22 protein-coding genes are annotated in these 22,592 nt (G+C 69.0%); 9 read left to right on the forward strand and 13 right to left on the reverse strand.

Annotation, left to right across the window (positions count from 1 at the left end):
• Positions 1-280 precede the first annotated feature (280 nt).
• The gene (locus tag ACLJO0_RS22025) at positions 281-1,249 is read left to right on the forward strand and encodes an MASE1 domain-containing protein (protein WP_410580332.1); all 969 of its coding nucleotides are present in this window, start codon (positions 281-283) and stop codon (positions 1,247-1,249) included.
• A 3-nt stretch (positions 1,250-1,252) separates the two neighbouring features.
• On the opposite strand, the gene ACLJO0_RS22030 is transcribed toward ACLJO0_RS22025, so the two are convergent.
• The 7 genes from ACLJO0_RS22030 to ACLJO0_RS22060 all read right to left on the reverse strand — a co-directional run bounded on the left by ACLJO0_RS22030 (position 1,253) and on the right by ACLJO0_RS22060 (position 9,661).
• A complete protein-coding gene (locus ACLJO0_RS22030) occupies positions 1,253-2,308 on the reverse strand; it encodes an alpha/beta fold hydrolase (RefSeq protein ID WP_410580333.1) in 1,056 nt (351 codons plus the stop codon).
• A 117-nt stretch (positions 2,309-2,425) separates the two neighbouring features.
• Positions 2,426-3,289, reverse strand: a complete 864-nt coding sequence (locus ACLJO0_RS22035; RefSeq protein WP_410580334.1) for an SDR family oxidoreductase — start codon at positions 3,287-3,289, stop codon at positions 2,426-2,428.
• 86 nt (positions 3,290-3,375) lie between these two features.
• Positions 3,376-3,882 (reverse strand): GNAT family N-acetyltransferase, encoded by a 507-nt coding sequence (locus ACLJO0_RS22040; protein WP_410580335.1) that lies wholly within the window; start codon positions 3,880-3,882, stop codon positions 3,376-3,378.
• Positions 3,883-3,928: 46 nt separating this feature from the next.
• Positions 3,929-5,083, reverse strand: coding sequence for an acyl-CoA dehydrogenase family protein (locus ACLJO0_RS22045; protein ID WP_125792011.1), 1,155 nt, complete (start codon positions 5,081-5,083; stop codon positions 3,929-3,931).
• The gene (locus ACLJO0_RS22050; protein WP_410580336.1) at positions 5,080-7,065 is read right to left on the reverse strand and encodes an acetyl/propionyl/methylcrotonyl-CoA carboxylase subunit alpha; all 1,986 of its coding nucleotides are present in this window, start codon (positions 7,063-7,065) and stop codon (positions 5,080-5,082) included. Before ACLJO0_RS22050 ends, ACLJO0_RS22045 begins: the two co-directional genes overlap by 4 nt.
• A 2-nt stretch (positions 7,066-7,067) precedes the next feature.
• Entirely contained in the window at positions 7,068-8,681 is a 1,614-nt protein-coding gene (locus tag ACLJO0_RS22055; protein WP_410580337.1) for a carboxyl transferase domain-containing protein, read from the reverse strand.
• Positions 8,682-8,851: 170 nt separating this feature from the next.
• Positions 8,852-9,661 (reverse strand): SGNH/GDSL hydrolase family protein, encoded by an 810-nt coding sequence (locus tag ACLJO0_RS22060; protein WP_410580338.1) that lies wholly within the window; start codon positions 9,659-9,661, stop codon positions 8,852-8,854.
• 151 nt (positions 9,662-9,812) lie between these two features.
• Between ACLJO0_RS22060 and ACLJO0_RS22065 the strand changes: the two genes are divergently transcribed.
• Both ACLJO0_RS22065 and ACLJO0_RS22070 read left to right on the forward strand, forming a co-directional pair.
• The gene (locus ACLJO0_RS22065) at positions 9,813-10,403 is read left to right on the forward strand and encodes a TetR/AcrR family transcriptional regulator (RefSeq protein ID WP_199748836.1); all 591 of its coding nucleotides are present in this window, start codon (positions 9,813-9,815) and stop codon (positions 10,401-10,403) included.
• A gap of 57 nt (positions 10,404-10,460) precedes the next feature.
• Positions 10,461-10,958 carry a hypothetical protein gene (locus ACLJO0_RS22070; protein WP_410580339.1) on the forward strand — a complete coding sequence of 166 codons (498 nt, stop codon included), beginning with the start codon at positions 10,461-10,463 and terminating at the stop codon, positions 10,956-10,958.
• 315 nt (positions 10,959-11,273) lie between these two features.
• On the opposite strand, the gene ACLJO0_RS22075 is transcribed toward ACLJO0_RS22070, so the two are convergent.
• The 3 genes from ACLJO0_RS22075 to ACLJO0_RS22085 all read right to left on the reverse strand — a co-directional run bounded on the left by ACLJO0_RS22075 (position 11,274) and on the right by ACLJO0_RS22085 (position 14,167).
• The gene (locus tag ACLJO0_RS22075; RefSeq protein ID WP_410580340.1) at positions 11,274-12,392 is read right to left on the reverse strand and encodes a homoserine O-acetyltransferase; all 1,119 of its coding nucleotides are present in this window, start codon (positions 12,390-12,392) and stop codon (positions 11,274-11,276) included.
• The gene (locus ACLJO0_RS22080) at positions 12,389-13,690 is read right to left on the reverse strand and encodes a bifunctional o-acetylhomoserine/o-acetylserine sulfhydrylase (protein ID WP_410580341.1); all 1,302 of its coding nucleotides are present in this window, start codon (positions 13,688-13,690) and stop codon (positions 12,389-12,391) included. Before ACLJO0_RS22080 ends, ACLJO0_RS22075 begins: the two co-directional genes overlap by 4 nt.
• 78 nt (positions 13,691-13,768) lie before the next feature.
• Positions 13,769-14,167: a VOC family protein gene (locus ACLJO0_RS22085; RefSeq protein WP_410580342.1), complete on the reverse strand. Its 399-nt coding sequence runs from the start codon at positions 14,165-14,167 to the stop codon at positions 13,769-13,771.
• Positions 14,168-14,223: 56 nt separating this feature from the next.
• On the opposite strand from ACLJO0_RS22085, the gene ACLJO0_RS22090 reads away from it, so the two are divergent.
• The 3 genes from ACLJO0_RS22090 to ACLJO0_RS22100 all read left to right on the forward strand — a co-directional run bounded on the left by ACLJO0_RS22090 (position 14,224) and on the right by ACLJO0_RS22100 (position 16,692).
• Positions 14,224-14,574, forward strand: a complete 351-nt coding sequence (locus ACLJO0_RS22090; protein ID WP_034309234.1) for a PadR family transcriptional regulator — start codon at positions 14,224-14,226, stop codon at positions 14,572-14,574.
• Positions 14,571-15,008, forward strand: a complete 438-nt coding sequence (locus ACLJO0_RS22095) for a VOC family protein (RefSeq protein ID WP_410580343.1) — start codon at positions 14,571-14,573, stop codon at positions 15,006-15,008. Before ACLJO0_RS22090 ends, ACLJO0_RS22095 begins: the two co-directional genes overlap by 4 nt.
• Positions 15,009-15,138: 130 nt before the next feature.
• Positions 15,139-16,692, forward strand: a complete 1,554-nt coding sequence (locus ACLJO0_RS22100; protein WP_410580344.1) for a PucR family transcriptional regulator — start codon at positions 15,139-15,141, stop codon at positions 16,690-16,692.
• Between the two features lie 122 nt (positions 16,693-16,814).
• Here ACLJO0_RS22100 and ACLJO0_RS22105 read toward each other — a convergent pair whose 3' ends face one another.
• From ACLJO0_RS22105 to ACLJO0_RS22115, 3 genes are all read right to left on the reverse strand, one after another.
• Positions 16,815-17,042: a hypothetical protein gene (locus tag ACLJO0_RS22105; RefSeq protein WP_007033850.1), complete on the reverse strand. Its 228-nt coding sequence runs from the start codon at positions 17,040-17,042 to the stop codon at positions 16,815-16,817.
• A 117-nt stretch (positions 17,043-17,159) separates the two neighbouring features.
• Complete coding sequence (locus ACLJO0_RS22110; protein WP_410580345.1) at positions 17,160-17,579, reverse strand: pyridoxamine 5'-phosphate oxidase family protein; 420 nt, start codon at positions 17,577-17,579, stop codon at positions 17,160-17,162.
• Positions 17,579-18,520 carry a zinc-binding dehydrogenase gene (locus ACLJO0_RS22115; protein ID WP_410580346.1) on the reverse strand — a complete coding sequence of 314 codons (942 nt, stop codon included), beginning with the start codon at positions 18,518-18,520 and terminating at the stop codon, positions 17,579-17,581. Before ACLJO0_RS22115 ends, ACLJO0_RS22110 begins: the two co-directional genes overlap by 1 nt.
• A gap of 165 nt (positions 18,521-18,685) precedes the next feature.
• Here ACLJO0_RS22115 and ald point away from each other — a divergent pair, with 165 nt between their 5' ends.
• The 3 genes from ald (at position 18,686) to ACLJO0_RS22130 (ending at position 22,501) form a co-directional block, all read left to right on the forward strand.
• Complete coding sequence (gene ald, locus ACLJO0_RS22120) at positions 18,686-19,801, forward strand: alanine dehydrogenase (RefSeq protein WP_410580347.1); 1,116 nt, start codon at positions 18,686-18,688, stop codon at positions 19,799-19,801.
• 655 nt (positions 19,802-20,456) lie between these two features.
• Positions 20,457-21,617, forward strand: coding sequence for an ABC transporter ATP-binding protein (locus ACLJO0_RS22125; RefSeq protein WP_410580348.1), 1,161 nt, complete (start codon positions 20,457-20,459; stop codon positions 21,615-21,617).
• Positions 21,617-22,501: an ABC transporter permease gene (locus ACLJO0_RS22130; protein WP_410580349.1), complete on the forward strand. Its 885-nt coding sequence runs from the start codon at positions 21,617-21,619 to the stop codon at positions 22,499-22,501. The genes ACLJO0_RS22125 and ACLJO0_RS22130 overlap by 1 nt, the downstream gene beginning before the upstream one ends.
• Positions 22,502-22,592 lie beyond the last annotated feature (91 nt).

Here is a 22,592-nt window from a genome sequence, read left to right on the forward strand (position 1 = left end):
CCCCCCCCCCCCCCCCCCCCCCCCCCCCCCCCCCCCCCCCCCCCCCCCCCCCCCCCCCCCCCCCCCCCCCCCCCCCCCCCCCCCCCCCCCCCCCCCCCCCCCCCCCCCCCCCCCCCCCCCCCCCCCCACCCCCTTGCCCCACCACGTTCCGGCGCCCGTGCAGCTGCACGGGCCCTTTTTGTTTATTCCCAACAGAATGACAACACCATCAAGTGAACGGCCTTGGCGGCCGGACAGCGGTACTCTCTTAGCTTCCCAGCCCGCCAAGGCCGGAGTCGCGATGAGACAGCTCTCCCCTGCCGCACGCTGGCTTCTCATCGTCCTCGGCGTGACGATCTGCTACTTCGCGACCGCCCGGATCGGGATCCAGTGGGCGATCGTGCGCGAGCAGATCTCGCCGCTGTGGCCCGCCGCGGGGGTCGCGCTGGCGGTGCCGATGCTGCTGGGGCCGCGGTACTGGCCGGGGATCTTCCTCGGCGCCCTCCTGACGAACGTCGCCTTCGGCCCCTCACCGACCGCGGTCTTGGTGATCTCGTCGGGCAACACGATCGGCCCGATGCTGGCCTACGCGGTGATGCGGCGGCTGGGTGGCCACAACCGGCTCGACCGGCTTCCCGACGCCGTCCTCCTGGTGGTGGTCGGGGCGATCGGCGGCACCGCCGTCAGCGCCGTGCTGGGCACCGGCGTACTGGTCCTCGACGGCGCACTGGTTTCCGGGGATTTCTGGGCGACGGCGCTCGTGTGGTGGACCGGCGACGCGATGGGCGTCCTGACGATCACGCCGTTGCTGCTCCTGGTGCCGAGGTTCCGCCTGCCGAGGCGGGTTTCGCTCGCTCGCTGGGGAGAAGCGGCGGCGCTCGCGCTGTTCGGGCTCGGCACGGCCATCCTCGCGTCCACCACCGTGTCCAAACTATTCGTGGTCTTCCCGGTACTCGTCTGGGCGGCGCTGCGGTTCCGGCAGGCAGGGGCGCTGACGTGCTCCTTGTGCGTCTGCACCTTCACGATCTTCGCCGCCATACACGGGCTCGGCCCCTACGGTTCCTACGAGCTGGCCGCCCGGATGCTGCACGTCCAGGCCTTCGACGCCACTGTGGGGCTGACGGCGCTCGTGTTGTCCACGATCGTCCTGCAACGCGATCGCGCGACCGCCGAGATCACCGACGCGTGGCACCGGGTCACCGAAATGGTCGACCTGATCGAGCCGCGCCAGTCCTTGCGCAGCGCCATGACCCAGCGCAAGGACGATTGAGGCTCAGGCGACCTGTTCGTCGAGGAAGCGGTCGAGATAGTGCCACGTGGTCCCGCGCGCCTTCCGGCCGGTCAGCACGCCCAAGTGCCCGCCGGGTGCGGTCTCGAAGGTCACCGACGGCGAATTGTCCAGCAGCTCGGTGAGCCGTTCGACGGCCGCGCGCGGGGCGATCGTGTCGTTCTGCCCGGCGATGACCAGCGTCGGCACCTTGACCCCGGACAGCGCGATGATGCGGCCGTTGAGGTCCACCGTGCCCTCGGCGAGGTCGTTGGCGCGGAAGAACCGGTGATAGATCTGGCCGAACGTCCGCCCGGGGTAGGCGATCATGTTGTCCATGAAGTGGTCGACGGCCTCGATCTGCGCCAGGTAGTCCCGGTCGTCGAGATTCTTCAGGATCGCAAGGGGTTTGGTGATCTCCTTGCTGATCCCGGTCGCCCGGAAGACCCGGCTGACCAAATAGGACGGTGCGCCGCCGAGCGCCCGGTAGAACGGGGTCAGCAGGTGGCCGCCGGTGAGGTCCACCAGCGGGCGGAACGGGGCGATCAGCGGGATCGCGGTGAAGTCGAACGGCGACGCGATGGTCGCGATCGACTCGATCGGCAGATCGGGCTGGTCCGCGGCGGTCAGGAGGGAGAAGATCCCGCCGAGGCACCAGGCGACGACGTGCACGCCCTGGCCGCCGGAGTCCTCGCTGACCTTGCGGATCGCGCGCGGGAGCACTTCCTCGATCCAGTGCTCGATGCCGAGGCGCCGGTCGGAGAAGGCGACGTTCCCGTAGTCGACCAGGTACGTGTTGCGGCCGCCGTCGACAAGGTGCTCGGCGAGGCTGCACCCGCGGCGCAGGTCGAAGCACAGCGCGGGCGCGGCCAGCGGCGGCACCAGCAGCACCGGCGGGCCCGACGCCGGGGCCTTGCCGTTCGTCAGCCGGTACAGCGAACGGTTCGGGCCCTGGTCGATCAGGACACGCGGCACCGGACGAAGATCGGCGACCCCACCGTGCAGCACCTTCCCGACGACGTTCGACGCGGCGGCGGCGAGCCGTGCCGGGGGTGTGGCCATGGTGTGCCTCCTGAGGAATCAACGCGGTAAGACGTAATCTTGCCGCTTGGGAGCGCACGACTCAACACCCCGGCCGTCACAGGGCGTCCATTTCGGACAGTTGCTAGGCCGTACGAGTTAAGAATCGGCGTCCTTTTCCGCCGCCGGGGCACTGCGCGCGGCACGCGATTCGTACTCCGCGCGAGCACTGGAATGCGTTGCGGAGGACAGGATCTTGTCGCCGCCGAGCGCGCGGAGCAGTCCCTCGCCGAGGCGGCGCGGAAGCAGCCGTGTGATCCTGCCCATGGCGTCCAGCGACGCGGGAACGAAAACGTCGAACTTGGGACGGCGTAACGCATCGACAATGGCGTGCGCCACATCTTCCGGCTGCACCGACTTGAAGAACTTCGCCTCGCCGAGCCCGCTGGCCAGTTCCGTGCGGACCACCGCGGGCATCACGCAGGAGACCAGCACGCCCGTTCCGTGCAATTCCAGATGCACCGATTCCGACAACCCGACGACGGCGTGTTTCGTCGCGCAGTAGGTGGCGGCGCCGGGGAAGCCCGCCTTGCCCGCCATCGACGCGATGTTGACGATGTGGCCGGTGCCACGCGGGCGCATCCGCTTCACGGCTTCCCTGGTGCCGTGGATGACCGCGTGCAGGTTGATCTCGAGCAGCCTGCGGGTCGCCGCGTCGTCCTCTTCTTCGAGCGGCGCGAGCGGCATGATGCCCGCGTTGTTGATCAGCACGTCGATCGGGCCGACGCGCCGCTCGACCTCGTCGAGGAACTCGGTGAAGCCGCGCGTGTCGGTGACGTCGAGCGGCAGCGCCTCCGCGCCCAGTTCGGCGGCGGTCTTCTCGGCGAGGACCTGGTCCAGGTCGCCGATGACCACCTTGGCGCCGAGCCGGGACAGTGCCGTCGCGGTACTGGCGCCGATGCCCTGCGCCGCTCCGGTGATCACGACGACCTTGCCTGCCAGGGAACGTTCACGTTTGGCCATGCCGGTCTCCTCTGCGACTTCACTGTCCGGGGCACTGTTGGCGATGTGTCAACTATGGTGCACCGGAAGCCGCGCGGACGCCAGTCCTACGGGCGCTGCTCGAACACCTGCCCGATCCAGCCCTTGACGTCGAACCGTTCCGTCGGTTTGAAGCCCTGGCTCTCGTAGTAACGCTGAAGGTCGCCGTCGCCGCCGGCCCAGCAGTCGACCCGCACCAGCCCGATGCCGCGTTCCCGCGCCTCGGCCAGCGCGAACTCGATCAGCCGCGAGCCGACCCGGTGACCGGTGAACCGGCGCGAGGTCAGCAGCAAGCCGATATAGATCTCCGGTTCGTCGACCGGCGAGACATGCGGGAAACGGTCACCGAGGATGATCGCCCCGGCCGCCTGGTCGTCGATCTCGGCGATGTACAGCCCCGGCCCGTCGGCCATCCCGCGGACCCGCTCGACCCGCTTCGGGATCGTGGACCACGGCTCGGTGCCCCATTGCCCCGCGCTACCGCGTTCGGCCAGCCACGCGACGACTTCGTCGAACATGTCCAGCAGCGTTTGGAAGTCCCCAGAACCACCCTTGCGGATGACGAAATCGCTCATACTTCTGTTCTACAACATCGTGAGGAAGCGCGGGGGTTCCGTCGGGTCAGACGACGCCGAGGTGCCGTGCGATCAGCATCCGCTGCACCTCCGAGGTCCCCTCCCCGATCTCGAGGATCTTCGCGTCCCGGTAGAACCGGCTCACCGGGAACTCGTTCATGAAGCCGTACCCGCCGAAGATCTGCGTCGCCTCGCGCGCGTTGTCCATGGCGGCGTTCGACGCGACGAGCTTCGCGATCGACGCCTCCTTCTTGAACGGCTCACCGCGCAGCATCTTCGACGCCGCCGCGTAGTACGCCAGCCGCGCGGTGTGCGTGCGCACCTCCATGTCGGCGATCTTGAACTGGATCGCCTGGTATTCGCCGATCTTGTGCCCGAACGCCTCGCGTTCCTTGACATACCGCAGGCATTCGTCGACACAGCCCTGCGCGAGCCCGACGCTCAGCGCGGCGATCGCGACCCGGCCTTCGTCCAAAATGGACAGGAACTGGGCGTAACCGCGGCCGCGTTCCCCGACCAGGTTCTCGGCCGGGACGCGGACGTCGTCGAACGAGAGTTCGTGCGTGTCCGAGCAGTTCCAGCCGACCTTGGAGTACTTCGGCGCGACGGCGAAGCCCGGCGTGCCGGACGGCACGATGATCGCCGAGATCTCCTTACGGCCGTTCTCCTTCACGTCGGTGACGGCGGTGACCGTGACCAGTTTCGTGATGTCGGTGCCGGAGTTGGTGATGAACGACTTGCTGCCGTTGATCACCCAGGTGTCACCGTCGAGTTTCGCGCGCGTGCGGGTGGCGCCCGCGTCCGAACCGCCGCCGGGTTCGGTGAGCCCGAAGGCGCCGAGCGCGGTGCCGGCGCACAACTCCGGGAGCCACTTCTGCTTCTGCTCCTCGGTGCCGAACCGGTGGATCGGCATGGCGCCGAGGGAAACACCGGCCTCGACGGTGATCGCGACCGAGGAATCGACGCGCGCCAGTTCCTCCAAGGTCAGGCAGAGCGCGAAGTAGTCGCCGCCCATGCCGCCGTACTCCTCGGGGAAGGGCAGGCCGAACAGGCCCATCTCGGCCATCTTCGCGACGATCTCGTACGGGAACTCCTCCCGCTCGTAGAGGTCGCCGATGACCGGGGCGACCTCGGAGCGCGCGAATTCCTCGACCGTCTTGCGCAGCGCCTCGTACTCGTCATCCAGTCGGAAGTCGATCATTGTCCATCCTTTTGGGGTGTCACAACGGCTACCGTCTCGTCCAGCGCGACCTGTTGGCCCACCCGGACGGGGAGTTCGCTGACCACGCCGTCGATCGGCGCGGTGATCGTGTGCTCCATCTTCATCGCCTCGACGACCACGAGCGGCGTCCCGGCGCTCACCACGTCACCGGCGGCGGCCTTGACCACCAGCACGGTTCCGGGCATCGGGCTGGTGACCGGTCCGGCGCCACCCGCGGCGCCGGCGGCCGAACGCAGCCTTTCGCGCTCGCCGATCGCGAAGCTGTGACCGTCACGCGCGAGCCACACGGTCCTTCCGGTCCCGACGGCGTGCCGGTACCGGTGGAAACCGGTGGGATGCCGGACTTCCAGCAGGTCTCCCTCGCGCCGCGCGGAAACCCGGACCGGCTCGCCGCCGTCAACACTGACGAGCGCGTTCGCCGGAGTGCCCTGCACCCGCACGATGACTTCGGAGCTTCCCGACTTCAGCGCGAAGTCGATACCGCCCGAGGCGCCGAGCCGCCAGCCGTCGGGAACATCCCACGGATCGACGACAGAACCCTTCGGCTGCAAGGAAAGCAGCCTGTCGAGCGCCGCCGCCACGAAGAACTCCGGCGGTACTTCTTCGGAGACCAAAGTGGACAGTTGGCGATCGACGAGCCCGGTGTCGAGCTTGCCGTCGCGGACGTCGCCGTCGGCGAGGAGCCCGCGAAGGAAGGCGATGTTCGTGCCGACGCCGAGCAACGCGGTGTCCGCGAGCGCCAGGTCGAGCCGGTGCAACGCGGCCGCGCGGTCCGGGCCCCAGGCGATGACCTTGGCCAGCATCGGGTCGTAGTTCGAGCCGATGACCGCACCTTCGCTCATCCACGAGTCGACGCGCACGCCCTCACCGGCCGGTTCGTGGACCGCGAGCACGGTTCCACCCGTCGGGATGAAGCCGCGAGCGGGGTCTTCGGCGTAGACGCGGGCTTCGATGGCGTGGCCGTCCAGCCGGACGTCGTCCTGCGACACGGTGAGCACGGCACCGGCGGCGATCTTGACCTGCCACTCGACGAGGTCGAGCCCGGTCACGAGTTCGGTGACCGGATGCTCGACCTGCAGGCGGGTGTTCATCTCCATGAAGAAGAACTCGTCGGGCGCGGTGGCCGACACGATGAACTCGACCGTCCCCGCGCCGACATAGCCCACCGAGCGCGCGGCCTCGACCGCGGACGCGCCCATCTTCGCGCGCGTGGCCTCGTCGAGGAGCACGGACGGCGCCTCTTCGATGATCTTCTGGTGCCGCCGTTGCAGGCTGCATTCGCGCTCACCGAGATGGATCACGTTGCCGTGGGTGTCGGCGAGCACCTGGATCTCGATATGGCGCGGCGTGGTGACGAACCGCTCCATGAGAAGCGTGTCGTCACCGAAGGAACCCTTGGCCTCACGGCGGGCGGACTCGACGGCCGCGTCCACTTCGGACAGTTCGTTGACCAGCCGCATCCCCTTGCCGCCACCACCGGCGGACGGCTTGATCAGCAGCGGGAACCCGACCCTCTCCGCGGCGGCGGCGAAACCACCTTCCGGAATGTCCACATCGGACGCGCCGGGCACCACCGGGACACCGGCCTCGGACACCGTCGCCTTGGCGCGGATCTTGTCGCCCATGGCGTCGATCGCCTCGACCGGAGGGCCGATGAAGACCAGGCCCGCCTCGGCGCAGGCGCGGGCGAATTCCGCGTTCTCCGCGAGGAAGCCGTAGCCGGGATGGACCGCCTGCGCGCCCGTGTCGAGCGCCGCCCGGACGATCGCCGGGATGGACAGATAGCTTTTCGCCGCTTCGGCCGGGCCGATGCGGACCGCGGTGTGCGCCTCCCGGACATGCCGGGCGTCGGCGTCCGCGTCGCTGTACACCGCGACCGAACGGATGCCGAGCCCCTGCAGCGAGCGGATCACGCGGACCGCGATCTCCCCGCGGTTGGCGACCAGAACCGTGTCGAACATGCTCACATCCTGAAGACGCCGTAGTTGACATCGGACAAGGGCGCGTTGGCCGCCGCGGACAGCGCGAGGCCGAGAACCGTGCGGGTGTCCGCCGGATCGATCACGCCGTCGTCCCACAGCCGCGCCGTCGAGTAGTACGGGCTGCCCTGCGCCTCGTACTGCTCGCGGATCGGATCCTTGAACGCCTCTTCGTCCTCGGCGGACCAGTCACCGCCGCGGGCCTCGATGGCGTCCCGGCGGACGGTGGACAGCACCGACGCCGCCTGCTCGCCGCCCATCACCGAGATCCGCGCGTTCGGCCACATCCACAGGAACCGCGGCGAGTACGCACGACCGCACATCGAATAGTTGCCGGCGCCGAACGAGCCGCCGATGACGACGGTCAGCTTCGGCACGCGCGCGCACGCCACCGCGGTGACCATCTTCGCGCCGTGTTTGGCGATGCCACCCGCCTCGTAGGCGCGGCCGACCATGAAGCCGCTGATGTTCTGCAGGAACAGCAGCGGGATCGAGCGTTTGTCGCACAGCTCGATGAAGTGCGCGCCCTTCATCGCGGACTCGGCGAACAGCACGCCGTTGTTCGCGATGATGCCGACGGGGTGGCCGTGGATCCTGGCGAATCCGGTGACCAGCGTCGAGCCGTACTCCTTCTTGAACTCGCCGAACCGGCTGCCGTCGACGATCCTCGCGATGACCTCGCGGACGTCGTACGGCACGCGCGGGTCGGTCGGGACGACGCCGTACAACTCGTTCGGGTCGGCGGCCGGGGCCTCCGTCGGGAGGACGTCCCACGGGCGTGGCGTCCGCGGGCCCAAAGTCGACACGATCGAGCGAACGATGCGCAGGGCATCGGCGTCGTCCTCGGCCAGGTGGTCGGTGACGCCGGACTGGCGCGAGTGGACGTCTCCGCCGCCGAGTTCCTCGGCCGTGACGACCTCGCCGGTCGCGGCCTTCACCAGCGGCGGGCCGCCGAGGAAGATGGTGCCCTGGTTCCGCACGATGACCGCTTCGTCGCTCATCGCGGGGACGTACGCGCCGCCCGCCGTGCAGGAGCCGAGCACCGCGGCGATCTGCGGGATGCCGCGGGCGGACATCGTGGCCTGGTTGTAGAAGATCCGGCCGAAGTGCTCACGATCCGGGAAGACCTCGTCCTGCCTCGGCAGGAACGCGCCGCCGGAGTCCACCAGGTAGACGCACGGCAGATTGTTGTGCAGCGCGACCTCTTGCGCGCGCAGGTGCTTCTTGACGGTCATCGGGTAGTAGGTGCCGCCCTTGACCGTGGCGTCGTTGGCGACGATCACGCATTCGCGGCCGGAGACCCGCCCGATCCCGGTGATGATCCCGGCCGACGGCGCTTCGTCGTCGTACAGTCCGGTGGCGGCCAGCGGGGACAGCTCCAGGAACGGCGAACCCGGGTCGAGGAGGGTGTCGACCCGGTCGCGTGGCAGGAGTTTGCCCCGCTCGACGTGGCGGGTGCGGGATTTCTCCGGGCCCCCGAGCCGGGCGGCGGCGAGCCGCTTGCGCAGGTCTTCGACCAGCTCGGCGTGGGAGGTGACGCTGCGGGCGTACTCGTCGCTGCCCGGATCGGCCGAAGTGCTCAGTACGGGTGTGTCCATGGCTCCTCGTCGCCAAGTTAGCCGTCGTTAACTTGCCCTCGTAGGTTAACGCCTGCTAACCCGCCCTGTCCACCGGGCCGGGGAGCTGAAGGACGCCATACCCGCATAAGACGCGACGAAGGGGACTTTCACCGCGTGACATGCGGTGAAAGTCCCCTTCAGCACAGGAGCTAGCCGATCGCGGAGACCAGCGGGTTGTAGTAGCCGCCCCGCTGACCGGTGGCCGTCGGGTGGTACGAGTTCACGATCGGCCAGGTGAGGCTGTGCAGGTAATCGTTGGCCGACGAGCAGATGTTGTGCCCGGTGAAGGCAGGCCGCACGTCGACGAACTTCGCGCCGTTCGCGGCGGCGCGGGCCGAGAGCACCGACGCGAGCGTGTCGGAGCCCGAGTTGATCGCCGTGCGCTTGGTGTCGCTCAGCCCGACCGAGCACGAACCCGGCACCGTGTAGAAGCGCGGGTATCCGAGCACGACCAGCTTCGCACTGGGCGCCTTGGCCTTGATCTTGCTGTAGACGTTGTTCAGCAGCCCGGGAAGCGTGTTGTTCACGTAGGTCTTCGCGGTGTTGACCCGGTTGATGCAGGTCTGGTCGCTGCCGGTGGTGCAGGTGGTCATGACGTCGGCGAACCCGGCGTCGTTGCCGCCGACCGAGACCGTCACCAGCGTGGTGCTGGAGGTGACGTTCGCGATCTGGTTGAGGACGTCGCCGGTGCGCGCCCCCGAGCACGCGACGAACTTGAACGTGGTCCCGGCGTGGGCGTTGGCCCACAGCTGGGGATAGGCGTTGGCACTGCGCATGCAGTCGCCCGAGTTCCCGTAGCTGCCGGCACCGACGCCGGACGAGTACGAGTCACCGAGCGCCACGTAGTTGGTCGCCGCCTGGGCGGTGCCCGCGAGACCGAAGGTGGCAAGGACAGCGACCCCCAGGGCCGCGACTGAACGAGTGAAGGAAAGAGCTTTGATCCGAGCAGGGACGGCCATGGTCACTCCTTCGTGACAAGTTAACGAGACACAGCATTACCAGGTGGTAGCCACACGCAAAAGGGTCATTTCCCCAGGTAACCCGCTTGGCCCAGGCTGGAAGTACGGCCACGTGTTAGCGCTCGCTAACACGCGGCCTTAATATGGCCAGATGCCGGCGAACCCCACCCCACTCGTGAACGGCGAGAAGGCGAACAGGCGCGAACAGATCATGTCCGCCGCCGCCGAGCTCTTCGCCCACCACGGGTTCCACGGCGTCGGCATCGACGACATCGGCGCGGCCGTCGGCATCTCCGGCCCGGCCCTGTACCGGCATTTCCGCAGCAAGGACGCCATTCTCGGCGAGATGCTGAACTCGATCAGCCGCTATCTTCTCGACGGCGGGACGGCGAGGGCGAGCCAGCGGGACGAGCCGGGCGAGGTTCTCGACGCACTGGTGAATTTTCACGTCGACTTCGCGCTCGCGCATCCCGCGTTGATCACCGTGCAGGAACGCAACCTCGCCAACCTCACCGACAGTGACCGCAAACAGGTCCGTGCCCTGCAGCGCCAGTACGTCGAGGTCTGGGTGCGCGCGATCAGCGACGCCGTCCCCGGGATCGGCGAGCGTCAGGCGCGCTCGGCGGCGCACGCGGTCTTCGGGTTGATCAACTCGACGCCGTACAACCGCCATCTCGGTGACAGCGAACTGGCCGAGATGCTCTGCCGTCTCGCCCTGGGTGCACTGCACGCCGCGAAGTGACCACGTCCGGGTTTCGGCCTATCCCCACTTTTCCGTCCTCTGGTGTTTGATAGGCACGTGGAGCCGGACAGGAGCGAGTACGAGCGGAGGCTCGTCGAAAAGGCGCAGCGTGCGCTCGTGGCGATCAGCCTCGGGGCGGACGCCGAGGCGCTCGACGAGCTCTCGCCGACCGCCGTCGAGCCCCAGGCCCGCTCCGAAGAGACCAAAGAACTCGTGATGATGCTGTTCGGCGAATGCAGCGCCATGGTGTCCACTCTCGGCGACGGCGGGAGCGCGCCGGTCAAGGTGCAGGTGTTCGACGAGGACGGTGAAGAGGTCTCGATCGACCAGGCGGACCCGCCCGTGCGGACGGCCGTGCGCACGCTGCTCGCCGAGGTGCACGGCAACAGCGAGGCCGCGCAGGAACAGGTCGAGATCGCGCTCGCCAACGCCGCGCCGGACGAGGTCGACAGCCTGGTGCTGCAGGCGCTGCGCTGGACGATCCGGCTGTCCGCGGAATGCCTGGACCGGGACCTGCCGGTGGCGCCGTGGATCTCGGACGCCGTCGCGGATTAGGCGGCCTTGGCTCCGCCGGGTGTCGCGAAAGCCACTTTCGCGACGTCTGATGTCCCCAAAGTGGCTTTCGCGACATGCTTGCCGACGGCTTGGGGCGACTGGTCGCCGAGCTTGAGCGGCTTCGGGAGCTGGCCAGGTTCCCAATGTCGCATTCGAGACGCTCAGTGTCTCCGATGCGACATTGGGGACACTGAGGGACATCGGCTGGGCGCGCGAGCCGGCGGGAACGCGTTGCGAAAGTGGCTTTCGCAACGGCACCTTTCCTCGCCAGTAGACGCCGCGGACCAGCCGCCCCGTAACGGACGACACGCGTGATCAGCGGGACATCACCCGTGTCGGCTGATCGAGCAGGAGTTTCACCAGCCGCCCGATCTGCTCGGTCTCGATCAGGAACGAGTCGTGCCCGTAAGGCGAGGCGATGACGGCGAACTCCGCCCCGTCGATCCCGTCCGCGAGGGCCCGCGACTGGTACAGCGGGTAGAGCCGGTCACTGTCCACCCCGGCCGCGACGGTGCGCGCGGTGATCCGGCCGAGCGCGTTCGCGGCACCGCCCCGCCCGCGGCCGACGTCGTGGGTGTTCATCGATTCGGTGAGCACCACGTAACTGCCGGCGTCGAACCGGCGGGAAAGCTTCCCGGCGTGATGGTCCAAATAGGACTCGACGGCGAACCGCCCGCCTCGCAACGGGTCTTCACCGTCTTGGTGGCGACGTCCGAAGCGCTGCGACAGTTCGGCTTCGCTGCGGTAGGTCGCGTGCGCGATGCGGCGCGCGATGCCGAGACCGGCGTCCGGGCCGCCGCCCGGGACGTCGTGATAGTCGCCGCCGTGCCAGCCCGGATCGGCGCGGATGGCGTGCAGTTGCGGCGCCGCCCAGGCGATCTGGTCGGCCGACGCCTGCGCCGTCGACGCGAGGACGAGCAGCGCCTCGACCCGGTCCGGCTCGCTCACCGCCCATTCCAGCGCGCGCATCCCGCCCATGGATCCGCCTGCCACCGCGGCCCACCGGCCGATGCCCAGCGCGTCGGCGAGGACGGTTTCGGCGCCGACCTGGTCCCGCACGGTCACGCCGGGAAACCTGCTGCCCCAAGGCTTTCCGTCCGGATGCGGCGAAGGAGGACCGGTCGATCCCTGGCAGCCGCCGAGCACGTTCGGGACCACGACGAAGAACGCGTCCGTGTCGATGGCCTTGCCCGGCCCGATCAGACCGTCCCACCAGCCGGGGCTGACGTGGCCTTCCTCCGCGGGACCGACGGCGTGACTGTCCCCGGTCAGCGCGTGCTCGACGAGGATCGCGTTGGAGGCACTGGGATTCAGTGTTCCCCAGGTCTCGTACGCGAGCGTGAAAGGCAGCGTCCCGCCGGTTTCGAGCGGCTGGACGCCGGTGACGAACCGGCGACGGCCACGCGGATCTCCCGCTCGCCACGCACCGGTCACAGAGCCGCCTTGGCCGCCCGGAATCCGGCCTCGAGATCGGCCTTGAGGTCCTCGATCCCTTCCAGCCCGACGGCGAGCCGCACGAGACCCGGCGTGACCCCGCTGGACGCCTGCTCCTCCGGCGTGAGCTGGCTGTGCGTCGTCGACGCCGGGTGCACGATCAGGCTGCGCACGTCGCCGATGTTGACCAGCTGGCTGTGCAGTTCCGTACCGTCCACAAAGGCCCGTCCCGCTTCGGCACCGCCACGCAGGTCGAACGACAGCACCGCGCCGGCACCCTTCGGCAGGTACTTCTTCGCGGCCTCGTGGTACGGGCTCGACGGCAGCCCGGCGTAGTACACCTTCTCGACCTCGTCGCGCTGCTCCAGCCACTCGGCCAGCGCCTGCGCGTTGGACACGTGCCGCTCCAGCCGCAGCGAAAGCGTCTCGATCCCTTGCAGGATCAGGAAACTGTTCAGCGGCGCGATCGCGGCACCGGTGTCACGCAGGATCTGGACGCGGGCCTTGGCGGCGTACGCGCCCGGGCCGAGTGCCTCCCAGTACTTGAGGCCGTGGTAGCTCGGGTCAGCCTCGTTGAAGCCCGGGAAGCGCTCCGGGTCCTTGCCGAAGTCGAAGGTGCCGCCGTCGACCAGCACCCCGGCGACCGTGGTGCCGTGGCCGCCGAGGTACTTGGTGGCCGAGTGGACCACGATGTCGGCGCCGTGCTCGATCGGGCGCACGAGGTACGGCGTCGGCACGGTGTTGTCCACGACCAGCGGGACACCGGATTCGTGCGCGGCGTCGGCGACCGCGCGGATGTCGAGCACGTTGCTGCCAGGGTTGGCCAGCGTCTCGGCGAAGAACAGCTTGGTGTTGGGCCGGACGGCCGCCTTCCACTGCTCGATGTCGTCCTGGTCCTCGACGAACGAGACCTCGATGCCGAGTTTCGGCAGCGTGTAGTGGAAGAGGTTGTAGGTGCCGCCGTAGAGCGCCGGGCTGGAGACGAAGTGGTCGCCCGCGTTCGCGAGGTTGAGGATGGCCGCCGTCGTGGCCGCGCTCCCGGAGGCGAACGCCAGCGCCGCGACGCCGCCTTCGAGCGCGGCGAGCCGCTGCTCCAGCACGTCCTGCGTGGGGTTGTTGATCCGGGTGTAGATGTTGCCGGGCTCGGCGAGGCTGAAGAGATCGGCGCCGTGCTGGCTGTCGCGGAACACGTACGAGGTGGTCTGGTAGATCGGGGTCGCCCGCGCGCCGGTGGCCGTGTCCGGCGCCGCACCCGCGTGGATCTGCTTGGTCTCGAACGACCATCCGTCCGCGCTCATCGCGATTCTCCTAGCGGTTCAAGGGTTTCGGCTGTTGTCACCGAAGCTAGCTCCGCCGAACGGAGCACCCAACCACTCTCAGGACGTGGGACTCTTTTCCTGAAGAGCGAACCTGTTGCCCTCCGAGTCGGTGAACATCGCCCACCAGCCCCACGGCTGCTTCTCCGGCCGCGCCGGGAATTCGACGCCCTTCGCCGAAAGCTCCTCGTACGTCTTTTCGATGTCGTCGGCGTAGAAGAAGAAATTGCCCGTCGGGAGTTCGTCCCGCACTGCGAACCGCTTGAGGTCCTCCGGCGCGGTACTCAGGACGAGCGCCGTCGCACCATCGGCGGAGGTGACCTCGACCCACCGGTTTCCCTTGTCGTCGTACGGCACGTCGGTGGTGATCTCGAATCCGACGACCTCGGACCAGAATCGCTTCGCCCGCTCCTGGTCGGTCACCCCGACGACAATCTTGTGCACGCCCCGAATCGTCATGTCCGACTCCTTGTATCCATCGTGGATATAACGAGATCGGAGTGTATGCTTCCCGGATGGCCGACGGCAACCCACAGCTCACCCCCGCGGCGTTCCAGACCCTGCTGGCGCTGGCGAAAGGTCGCGCGCACGGCTACGCGATCATGGGTTTCGTCGACGAGGTGAGCGGCGGTACCGCCCAGCTCGGTCCGGGCACGCTGTACCGGACACTGGCCCGGCTCGTCGCCGACGGCCTGGTCGAAGAGGCCCCGGACGCGAGCGAGGACCAGCCGCACGACTCGCGACGCCGTTATTACCGGCTGACCCGCGCAGGCCGCGACGTCGCCGCCCGCGAGGCGGAGTTCCTCAGCAGGCTCGTCGCCGTGGCCGGACAGGCCGGGCTGCTGAAGCGGGCGGAGTCGGCGTGAGCCGGGCGCTCGGTTTGGTGCCGCATCTGTTCGTCAAGGACGTCGACGCGTCGCTTCCCTTCTACGCCAAGGCTTTCGGCGCCGTGGAGCTCTTCCGCAACGTGCTGCCGAACGGCGTCGTGCTGTTCGTGGAACTCGCCGTCGGCGACGCGCGGCTACTGGTGAGCCAGGAGATCCCTCAGCTGGACGCGCTCTCGCCGTCGACCCTCGGCGGCACGCCGATGCTCCTGACCTTGGAGACCGAGGACCCCGACGACCTCGTGCGGCGCGCGGTGTTCGCGGGCGCGCGGGTGGAGGCGCCGGTCGAGGAGATGTTCTTCGGCGAGCGTTACGGCCGCATCGTCGATCCCGACGGGCATCGATGGGCGCTGACGACCAAACGGGAGCGGTTCACCCCCGAAGACATCGACGCGAGGACCCCACGCGAGGTCTGACTTCACCGCGCCCGCCTCTTTGGGGCCGGAGGCCCACGAAAACGAGATGAAGGGCACCTCGGCGCGCGACGGGAGCGATCTTCGAGACGGCCCCTGCGGCGCGTTTTCGTCAGCGGGCGCAAAATAAAGCATGGTTTCCGTGCGGAGCGTGGTCGATCGGGTCGGTCCGACGCTGTTGCACGCCCTCCAGATCCCCGAGGAGTCCCCCGCCGTCGGTGACGTCGTCATCGCCGAACCCGGCAACACCCTCGCCGCGGGCGACCTCGTCCTCGGCGTCGCGATCACCGAGACGTCGGACGCGGCCGAGCTCGTCAAGGTCAGCGCGGCGAAAGGTGCCGCCGCGGTCCTGCTGAAGCCGCCGCTCGCGGCGAAACCCTCGGTGAAGCGGGCGGCGAAGTCCGCGGACATCGCGTTGATCGAAGTGCGCTCGGCGACGTCGTGGGCTCAGCTCGTCTGGCTGCTCAGGACGGTCCTCGACGCGCTGGCCGACGAGTCGGACGCGCTGGAGGACGGCGGCGGCCCCGGTTCCGGCGACCTGTTCCGGCTCGCGGACGCCGTCGCTTCGGTGGTCAACGCGCCCGTGACCATCGAGGACACCAACTCACGGGTGCTCGCGTACTCGGCCAGGCAGGATCTGACCGACTCGGCGCGCGTGTCCACGATCATGGGCCGCCGCATCCCCGACGACGTCCTCGCGCGGTTCCGGTCGCGAGGGGTGTTCCGCGAGCTTTCCCGTGGGCGGCAAACGATCTTCGTGCCCGCGCAGCGCGACGGCACGCTGCCCCGGCTCATCGTGCCGATCCGGATGGGCGGCGAACTGCTGGGCTCGATGTGGGCGGTCGTCGCGGGCCCGGTCTCCGACGAACGCGCGGCCGCGTTCGCCGACGCGGCGCCCGTCGTCGCGCTGCACCTGCTGCGCCGCCGCGCGCACACCGATTCACAACGCCGGGTCTCGGCCGAGCTCCTGCGCGCGGTACTCGAAGGGAACGCCAGCCCGCGCAAGGCGATCGCGGAACTCGACCTGTCCGAAGAACCGCACCGCGTCGTGGTGGTCGAGGTCGCCGGCGGTGACGGCCGCGACGACGAGGGCCTGCGGCTCGCCCTCCTCGAACGGATCTCGCAGGGCGTCGGCAGGCGGCCGGTGGCCACGGAACTCGGCGGCATGCTCTACGCGGTCGTCCCGGACGGCGACGGCTGGGCCGAACTCCGGGCCGCGCTCGAAGCCCTGCCGTCGTCGAGGAAGGGCGGGACACCGCGGGCCGCGGCGGGATCGGCCTGCGAAATCGGCGAGCTCGCGAGGTCGCGTGTCCAGGCCGACGAGGCCCTGGGGCTGCTTCGCGCGAAGCTCGTCCCTGGCCGCGTCGTGGTCTTCGACGAGGTGTGGACGGCCCTTTCGCTGCACCGCGGAGCGACGGCGGCGAGCAGCGCGAAGGTCGCCGAACTCGGCCCGCTCGGCTTGTTACGCGCGCACGACGAAGCCCACGAGAGCGGCTACGTCGACACGCTGTACCAATGGCTACGGCATCCCGGAGACCCGCGCGCGGCCGCGAAGGAACTCCGGATCCATCCCAACACCCTGCGGTACCGGATGCGGCGGCTGCTCGACCTCGTCCCGCTGGATCTCGACGATCCCGACGTCCGGCTGGCGCTGATCACGCAACTCGTTTCCCTGCGCTGGAGTTGAGTCCACTACAAACTGCTCAATACCGAACACTTTGTAGTGCGACAGAATCGTCTCCAGACGTCAGGAAAGGGTCTTTCAGGACGTAGAACGTCTTGAAAGACCCTTTCCTGACATCCGACGGTTCAGTGCGCGCTGGCGCGATATCCGTCCTCAATGGTCTGCCGTACCGCGGCGAGCAGATCGGCACCGGGGTAAAGCGGCAAAAGGACACCGGGGCCACCGTCGACCCGCAACGCGGCTTCGTAACCGTGCCCCGGGGTTTCGACCAGGCCCACGATGACATCGGCCGGATTGCCTTCGGTATCGACGGTGCGGACACGCCGCTCCCGCCGCCAATCCTGATTTGTCATGCGGAACAGAATGGCAGCTTACCGGCCAGTAAGATCAACATCTTGACTCGATCGTGCTGCATTTACCGTTTCGCAGGTTGCACGGCCGCGCCCACCCCCAGCGAACGCGGCCGTGCTTCACACCCGATAACCGAGGTCTTCGGCGACGAATCGCTTCGGCACCATCCGGATCCAGACGGTCCCTTTCACCTCGGGATCATCGTGCAGGTACGAACGAAAACGCGCATCCCATTTGCGTTCGTCGGGCCCGAGGTACCGGCTCAGCAGCCGCTGTCCACGGGGGACGTCGAAGGGGAGGATCTCCGCTTCGCCGCGCGCGAGCACTTGCCGCACCAGGCCCGTGCCGACGTCGCACACGTCGACGGTCACCGCGATCGACGGCGAATCGCGGACGAGGCGCGCCAGCCGCGCCCACGGTCCGGTGAGGATCCAGAAAGCCCGCTTCTCCCAGAGGTACCAGGCCGGGCGCACGGTCGGCCCGGCCGCGGCGACCCTGGCCGTGAGCGGACCGGCGAGGAATTCGTCGACGTCGAACATCAGACCTCGAGCAACGTCTTGCCGATCGCGCCACGCGACTGCATGACCGCGTGCGCGTCCGCCGCCCGTTCGAGCGGGAACCGTTGACCGATCACGGGTTCCAGCCGTCCGGCGGCGGCTTCGGCGAGGGCGGACTCGGTGAACGCCCGCATCTCGGCCGGACCGCCGAGGCCCTGGATCACCGTGACCCCGCGCGCGGCGGCGTCCTCTTCGGACACCTCCGTCCACGAACCACTCGAAAGCCCGTAGATCAGCATCCGGCCGCCGGGCCTCAGCAACCCGAACGACGTCGCCCCGATGTCGCCGCCGACCCCGTCGAACACGACGTCGACCTCGCCCGCCTTCGCCGCCCAATCCGGCTCGCGGTAGTCGACCGCCAGATCGGCACCGCGTTCCCGGACGTACCCGGCCTTCTCCGGACCACCCGCCGCACCGACGACCTCGGCGCCCGCGGCCTTGGCGAGCTGCACGACCAGCCCGCCGACCCCGCCCGCCGCGGCCTCCACCAGCACCCGCTCACCGGGCCGGATACCCGCGGCGGTCACCAGCGCGGTCGCCGTGCGACCGTCGGCGAGGATCGCGACCGCCGCGTCGAGCGCCAGGCCGTCCGGCACCTCGAAGACGGAATCGGCGGCGACCGCGACCCGTTCCGCGTACGCCCCGGAACCGCCCGTCGAGGTCACGACGCGCTTGCCGACCAGGCCGAGGTCTGCCCCTTCCCCGACCGCACTGATCACGCCGCCGACGCCATTGCCCGGAATCATCGGCAGCTCGCCGCGGAACGGCCCGCTCCCACCGGCGCGGAACTGCGTCTCGACGAAGGTGATGTTGGCGAACGCCACCTCGATCAGGACCTGGCCCGCTTCGGGCACCGGATCCGGGGCCTCCCCCGCGACGAGCACTTCGGGCCCGCCGAACTCTTTCAACCACACGGCTCTCATGGGCCCAAGGTGCAAGCTCCAGTTCACTGGAGGTCAAGCGATTGTGCTCGGAAAACCATGATCGGTGTCCAACCTTGTCGTGCGCACACGATGACACCGCCGTCCGGGTGGCTCACCGTGAGTGGCAGCACCTTTGTTCGCAGACCCGCCGCCAGGAGGCATCCCGTGCGTATCGCCGTCCCCCGTGAGATCAAGAAGCACGAATACCGGGTGGCGCTCACCCCGGCGGGCGTGCACGAACTGACCGGACGGGGCCACGACGTCTTCGTGGAGGCAGGCGCCGGCCTCGGCTCCTCCATCACCGACGAGGAGTACGTCGCCGCGGGCGCGAAGATCCTCGCGACGGCGGAGGAGACCTGGTCCGAGGGCGAACTCGTGCTCAAGGTCAAGGAGCCGATCGCCGAGGAGTACCCGCGGCTGCGCGCCGACCAGGTGCTGTTCACCTACCTGCACATCGCCGCGGACCGGCCGCTGACCGACGCGCTGCTGGCCGCGGGCACCACCGCGATCGCGTACGAGACGGTGCAGACCCCGAACCGCGCGCTGCCGCTGCTCGCCCCGATGTCCGAGGTCGCCGGACGGCTGGCGCCGCAGGTGGGCGCGTACTCCCTGATGAAGCCGAGCGGTGGCCGCGGTGTGCTGCCCGGCGGCATCCCCGGCGTCCATCCGGCGCGCGTGGTCGTGATCGGCGGCGGTGTCGCCGGCCTCAACGCGGCGCGGGTCGCACTCGGCCTCGGCTCCGACGTCGAGATCCTCGACACCAACGTCGACCGGCTCCGTCAGATCGACAACGACTTCGGCGGCCGCATCCGCACGGTGACCTCGAACGCGCTGTCGGTCGAGCAGTCCGTGCTGGAGGCCGACATGGTCATCGGCGCGGTGCTCGTTCCCGGCGCCAAGGCGCCGAAGCTGGTCTCGAACGACCTCGTCTCGCGGATGCGCCCGGGCAGTGTGCTGGTGGACATCGCGATCGACCAGGGCGGCTGCTTCGCCGACTCGCGGCCGACCACGCACGACGAGCCGACCTACAAGGTCCACGAGTCGGTGTTCTACTGCGTCGCGAACATGCCGGGCGCGGTGCCCCGGACGTCGACCTACGGGCTGACCAACGTGACGCTGCCGTACGCGGTCCAGCTGGCGGAGCACGGCTGGCACAAGGCGCTGCAGGCCGACGCTTCGCTGGCGAAGGGCCTCAACACGCACGCGGGCGCCCTGACCAACGCCCCGGTCGCGGCCGCGCACGGCCTGCCCGCCACGGACCTGGCCGACGTCCTGGCCTGACCCTCGAGCCACTCTCCCATGCGGGGGACCTTTGCCACCCCAGTGCGCAAAGGTCCCTCGCTCCTTTTCTGCGGCCTTCAACGCCGGCCCAGGCTGCCCCCATGCCACATCGGGGACACCGAACAAGCCGCCTCCGCCATGGCGCCCCGCACCGTAGACAACTCACCAGGCCACGGCGCCCCGCGCCGTAGGCCACCCACCCGCCAACCGCCGCCGGACGCACCGTGGGGGTCCGGGGGCTCGGCCCCCGGGGTGATACGACGAAGCCCCACCTCGGGGAAGGTGCGCAAGCACCGACCAAGGTGGGGCATAGGGGCTGAGGGCGGCCCGCTCGACCAGCCTGGGGGTCACTGGGAGCGGGCCGCCTCCTTCATCGTAGGTAATAAGTCGCCGTCGCGCTGCATGGGGTTGCCATGTCTTCCGAATTATTTCCTCACGAGACGCCGTCGCTGTCGGTGAATTTCCGCGCTTCTCGGCGCATATCCGGTAGTCAGCGGCCATTCGGCCCAGTGCCGGCTGCGCCGGAGGACGGAGTCGTCACCGCACGGAACGTGACGAAGGTCGCTTTCGCTGGATTGACCCCTTCCGCGAGTGCGGACCCACCCCGTGAGGCAGGATGTCGCGTGATCGGCCTTCGTCAACAAAAGGGGACGGTATGCACGACGGCAGTGGCCGCATCGCGGTGCAGAATTTGAGCAAGCAGTTCGGTGCGGTCAACGCGGTCCAGAATCTGAGCTTCACGGTGGAGCCCGGTTCGGTGACCGGCTTCCTCGGCCCGAACGGCGCCGGGAAGACGACGACGCTCCGGATGCTGCTCGGGCTGGTGACGCCCACGAACGGCACGGCGACCATCAACGGGCGCCCGCACGACCAGCTGGGGAATCCGGCGCGGGTCGTCGGTTCGGTGCTGGAGAACGAGGGCTTCCACCCGGGGCGTACCGCGCGTAATCACCTGCGCGTGTACTCGGCGGCGATCGGGATGCCGGATCAGCGGGTGGACGAGGTGCTGGGGCTGGTCGGCCTTTCGTCGGCCGCGGACCGCAAGGCGGGCGGATTCTCGCTCGGTATGCGGCAGCGGCTGGCGCTGGCGACGGCGTTGCTGGGGAACCCGCAGGTGCTGGTGCTGGACGAGCCGACGAACGGTCTCGACCCCGAGGGCATCCTGTGGCTGCGGAACTTCCTGCGCGCGTATGCGCGTGAGGGGCGCACGGTGCTGGTCTCGAGCCACCTTCTGAACGAGGTGGAGCAGACGATCGACCAGGTCGTGATCATCAGCCAGGGCATGACCCGGTACAACGGCTCGCTGGACCAGTTGCGCAAGAGCAACCAGTCCCGGGTGTTGGTGCAGTCGGCCGACGCGAGCGGCCTCGTCGCCGCGTTGCAGGAGGCGGGCATCACGCAGGTCTCGCCGATGCCGGACGGCCGTGTCGCGGTGTCGGGTGCGACGGTGCAGCAGATCGGTGACATCTCCGCCAAGGCGAGTATCGCGGTCTACGGCATGCAGGAGGAGACCGCGGATCTGGAGCGGATGTTCTTCCAGCTGACGCAGGGCCAGTACGCCGCGCCGCCGCCCGGTTTCCAGCAGGGCCCGCCGCCGGGCTACCAGGGTCCGCCGCCGGGTTACCAGGGCCCGCCGCCCGGTTACCAGGGTCCGCCTCCCGGCTACGCGCCGCAGAACACGCCGCCGCCCGGTTTCGCGCCGCCGCAGCAGTTCCAGCAGCAGGGCCAGCCGCAACAGCAGCAGTACCAGCAGGCGCCGCCTCAGCAGCAGGCGCAGCAGCAGGGCCAGAACGAGGGCTGGGGAGGCCAGGGCTGATGGGCAACCTGATCAAGGCGGAGTTCCGCAAGACGCTCACGCTCAAGGCGTGGTGGGCGCTGATGATCCCCGCGGTGGTCTTCGCTTTCGCGTTCGCCCTGTTCTGGGGCATGATCACCAACGATTTCAGTGACTTCCTCGGCCGTTCCGACACCCGTGAGCTGACCGAGGCGCTCGGCATCTCGACCGGCGAACTGCCCGTCGGCCTGCTGGCGCTCGGGCACGGCATCAACATCGGCACGATGATCCCGATCATCTTCGGTGTCTTCGCCCTCGCCGGCGAGTACACGAAGAAGACGATCACCACGACGTTCCTCACCGCCCCGAACCGGGTTTCGGCGCTGAGCGCGAAGATGATCACCTACATCGCCTGGGGCGCGATCTACGGCGTGATCATCGTGGGCGCGGCCGCCCTCGGCACCGTGATCACGGTCGACAGCGCACGCCTGCCGACGGCGGGCCAGTGGCTCGGCGTGCTCGGGGCGGGCGTCCTCGCGACCATCCTGGCGACGCTGTTCGGCATCGGGGTCGGCGCGGTCTGGCGCAGCGTGGTCGGCAGCATCATCACGCTGACCATCTGGATGCTCGTGGTCGAGAACGTCCTCGTGTTCGTCATGTTCGGCGCCGCCGACATCACCTGGCTGGGCGGCGTCCTGCCGAACGGCACGGTCAACGGCATCGTGGGCGCCATCGGCGCGGAGGCGTTCGGCGCCGCCGGCGTGAAGGTCCCCGGCCTGCAGGACGAGACGGCGTGGGCACTGCAGTACGCGGCGGGCGCTCCCGGCGCGTTCTCGTGGTGGGCCTCGGCGCTCATCTTCTTCGGCTGGACGATGGCGTTCTTCCTCGCCGGCTGGGCCGTGAACCAGAAGAAGGACATCACGTAAGTCACCGTCCACAAGCGCCATGAAAGGTCCTTTCCTTGCAAAATTTGCAAGGAAAGGACCTTTCATGGCATTCGGCCCTGCGCGAACCGGC

This window comes from Amycolatopsis sp. lyj-108 (genome assembly GCF_046549005.1).
GTDB lineage: Bacteria > Actinomycetota > Actinomycetes > Mycobacteriales > Pseudonocardiaceae > Amycolatopsis.

Excerpts from the sequence above, each read along its gene's own strand:
- ACLJO0_RS22025 (WP_410580332.1), top strand. The coding sequence starts at position 281 with ATGAGACAGCTCTCCCCTGCCGCACGCTGGCTTCTCATCGTCCTCGGC.
- ACLJO0_RS22030 (WP_410580333.1), bottom strand. The coding sequence starts at position 2,308 with ATGGCCACACCCCCGGCACGGCTCGCCGCCGCCGCGTCGAACGTCGTC.
- ACLJO0_RS22035 (WP_410580334.1), bottom strand. The coding sequence starts at position 3,289 with ATGGCCAAACGTGAACGTTCCCTGGCAGGCAAGGTCGTCGTGATCACC.
- ACLJO0_RS22040 (WP_410580335.1), bottom strand. The coding sequence starts at position 3,882 with ATGAGCGATTTCGTCATCCGCAAGGGTGGTTCTGGGGACTTCCAAACG.
- ACLJO0_RS22045 (WP_125792011.1), bottom strand. The coding sequence starts at position 5,083 with ATGATCGACTTCCGACTGGATGACGAGTACGAGGCGCTGCGCAAGACG.
- ACLJO0_RS22050 (WP_410580336.1), bottom strand. The coding sequence starts at position 7,065 with ATGTTCGACACGGTTCTGGTCGCCAACCGCGGGGAGATCGCGGTCCGC.
- ACLJO0_RS22055 (WP_410580337.1), bottom strand. The coding sequence starts at position 8,681 with ATGGACACACCCGTACTGAGCACTTCGGCCGATCCGGGCAGCGACGAG.
- ACLJO0_RS22060 (WP_410580338.1), bottom strand. The coding sequence starts at position 9,661 with ATGGCCGTCCCTGCTCGGATCAAAGCTCTTTCCTTCACTCGTTCAGTC.
- ACLJO0_RS22065 (WP_199748836.1), top strand. The coding sequence starts at position 9,813 with ATGCCGGCGAACCCCACCCCACTCGTGAACGGCGAGAAGGCGAACAGG.
- ACLJO0_RS22080 (WP_410580341.1), bottom strand. The coding sequence starts at position 13,690 with ATGAGCGCGGACGGATGGTCGTTCGAGACCAAGCAGATCCACGCGGGT.
- ACLJO0_RS22085 (WP_410580342.1), bottom strand. The coding sequence starts at position 14,167 with ATGACGATTCGGGGCGTGCACAAGATTGTCGTCGGGGTGACCGACCAG.
- ACLJO0_RS22090 (WP_034309234.1), top strand. The coding sequence starts at position 14,224 with ATGGCCGACGGCAACCCACAGCTCACCCCCGCGGCGTTCCAGACCCTG.
- ACLJO0_RS22100 (WP_410580344.1), top strand. The coding sequence starts at position 15,139 with ATGGTTTCCGTGCGGAGCGTGGTCGATCGGGTCGGTCCGACGCTGTTG.
- ACLJO0_RS22105 (WP_007033850.1), bottom strand. The coding sequence starts at position 17,042 with ATGACAAATCAGGATTGGCGGCGGGAGCGGCGTGTCCGCACCGTCGAT.
- ACLJO0_RS22110 (WP_410580345.1), bottom strand. The coding sequence starts at position 17,579 with ATGTTCGACGTCGACGAATTCCTCGCCGGTCCGCTCACGGCCAGGGTC.
- ACLJO0_RS22115 (WP_410580346.1), bottom strand. The coding sequence starts at position 18,520 with ATGAGAGCCGTGTGGTTGAAAGAGTTCGGCGGGCCCGAAGTGCTCGTC.
- ACLJO0_RS22125 (WP_410580348.1), top strand. The coding sequence starts at position 20,457 with ATGCACGACGGCAGTGGCCGCATCGCGGTGCAGAATTTGAGCAAGCAG.
- ACLJO0_RS22130 (WP_410580349.1), top strand. The coding sequence starts at position 21,617 with ATGGGCAACCTGATCAAGGCGGAGTTCCGCAAGACGCTCACGCTCAAG.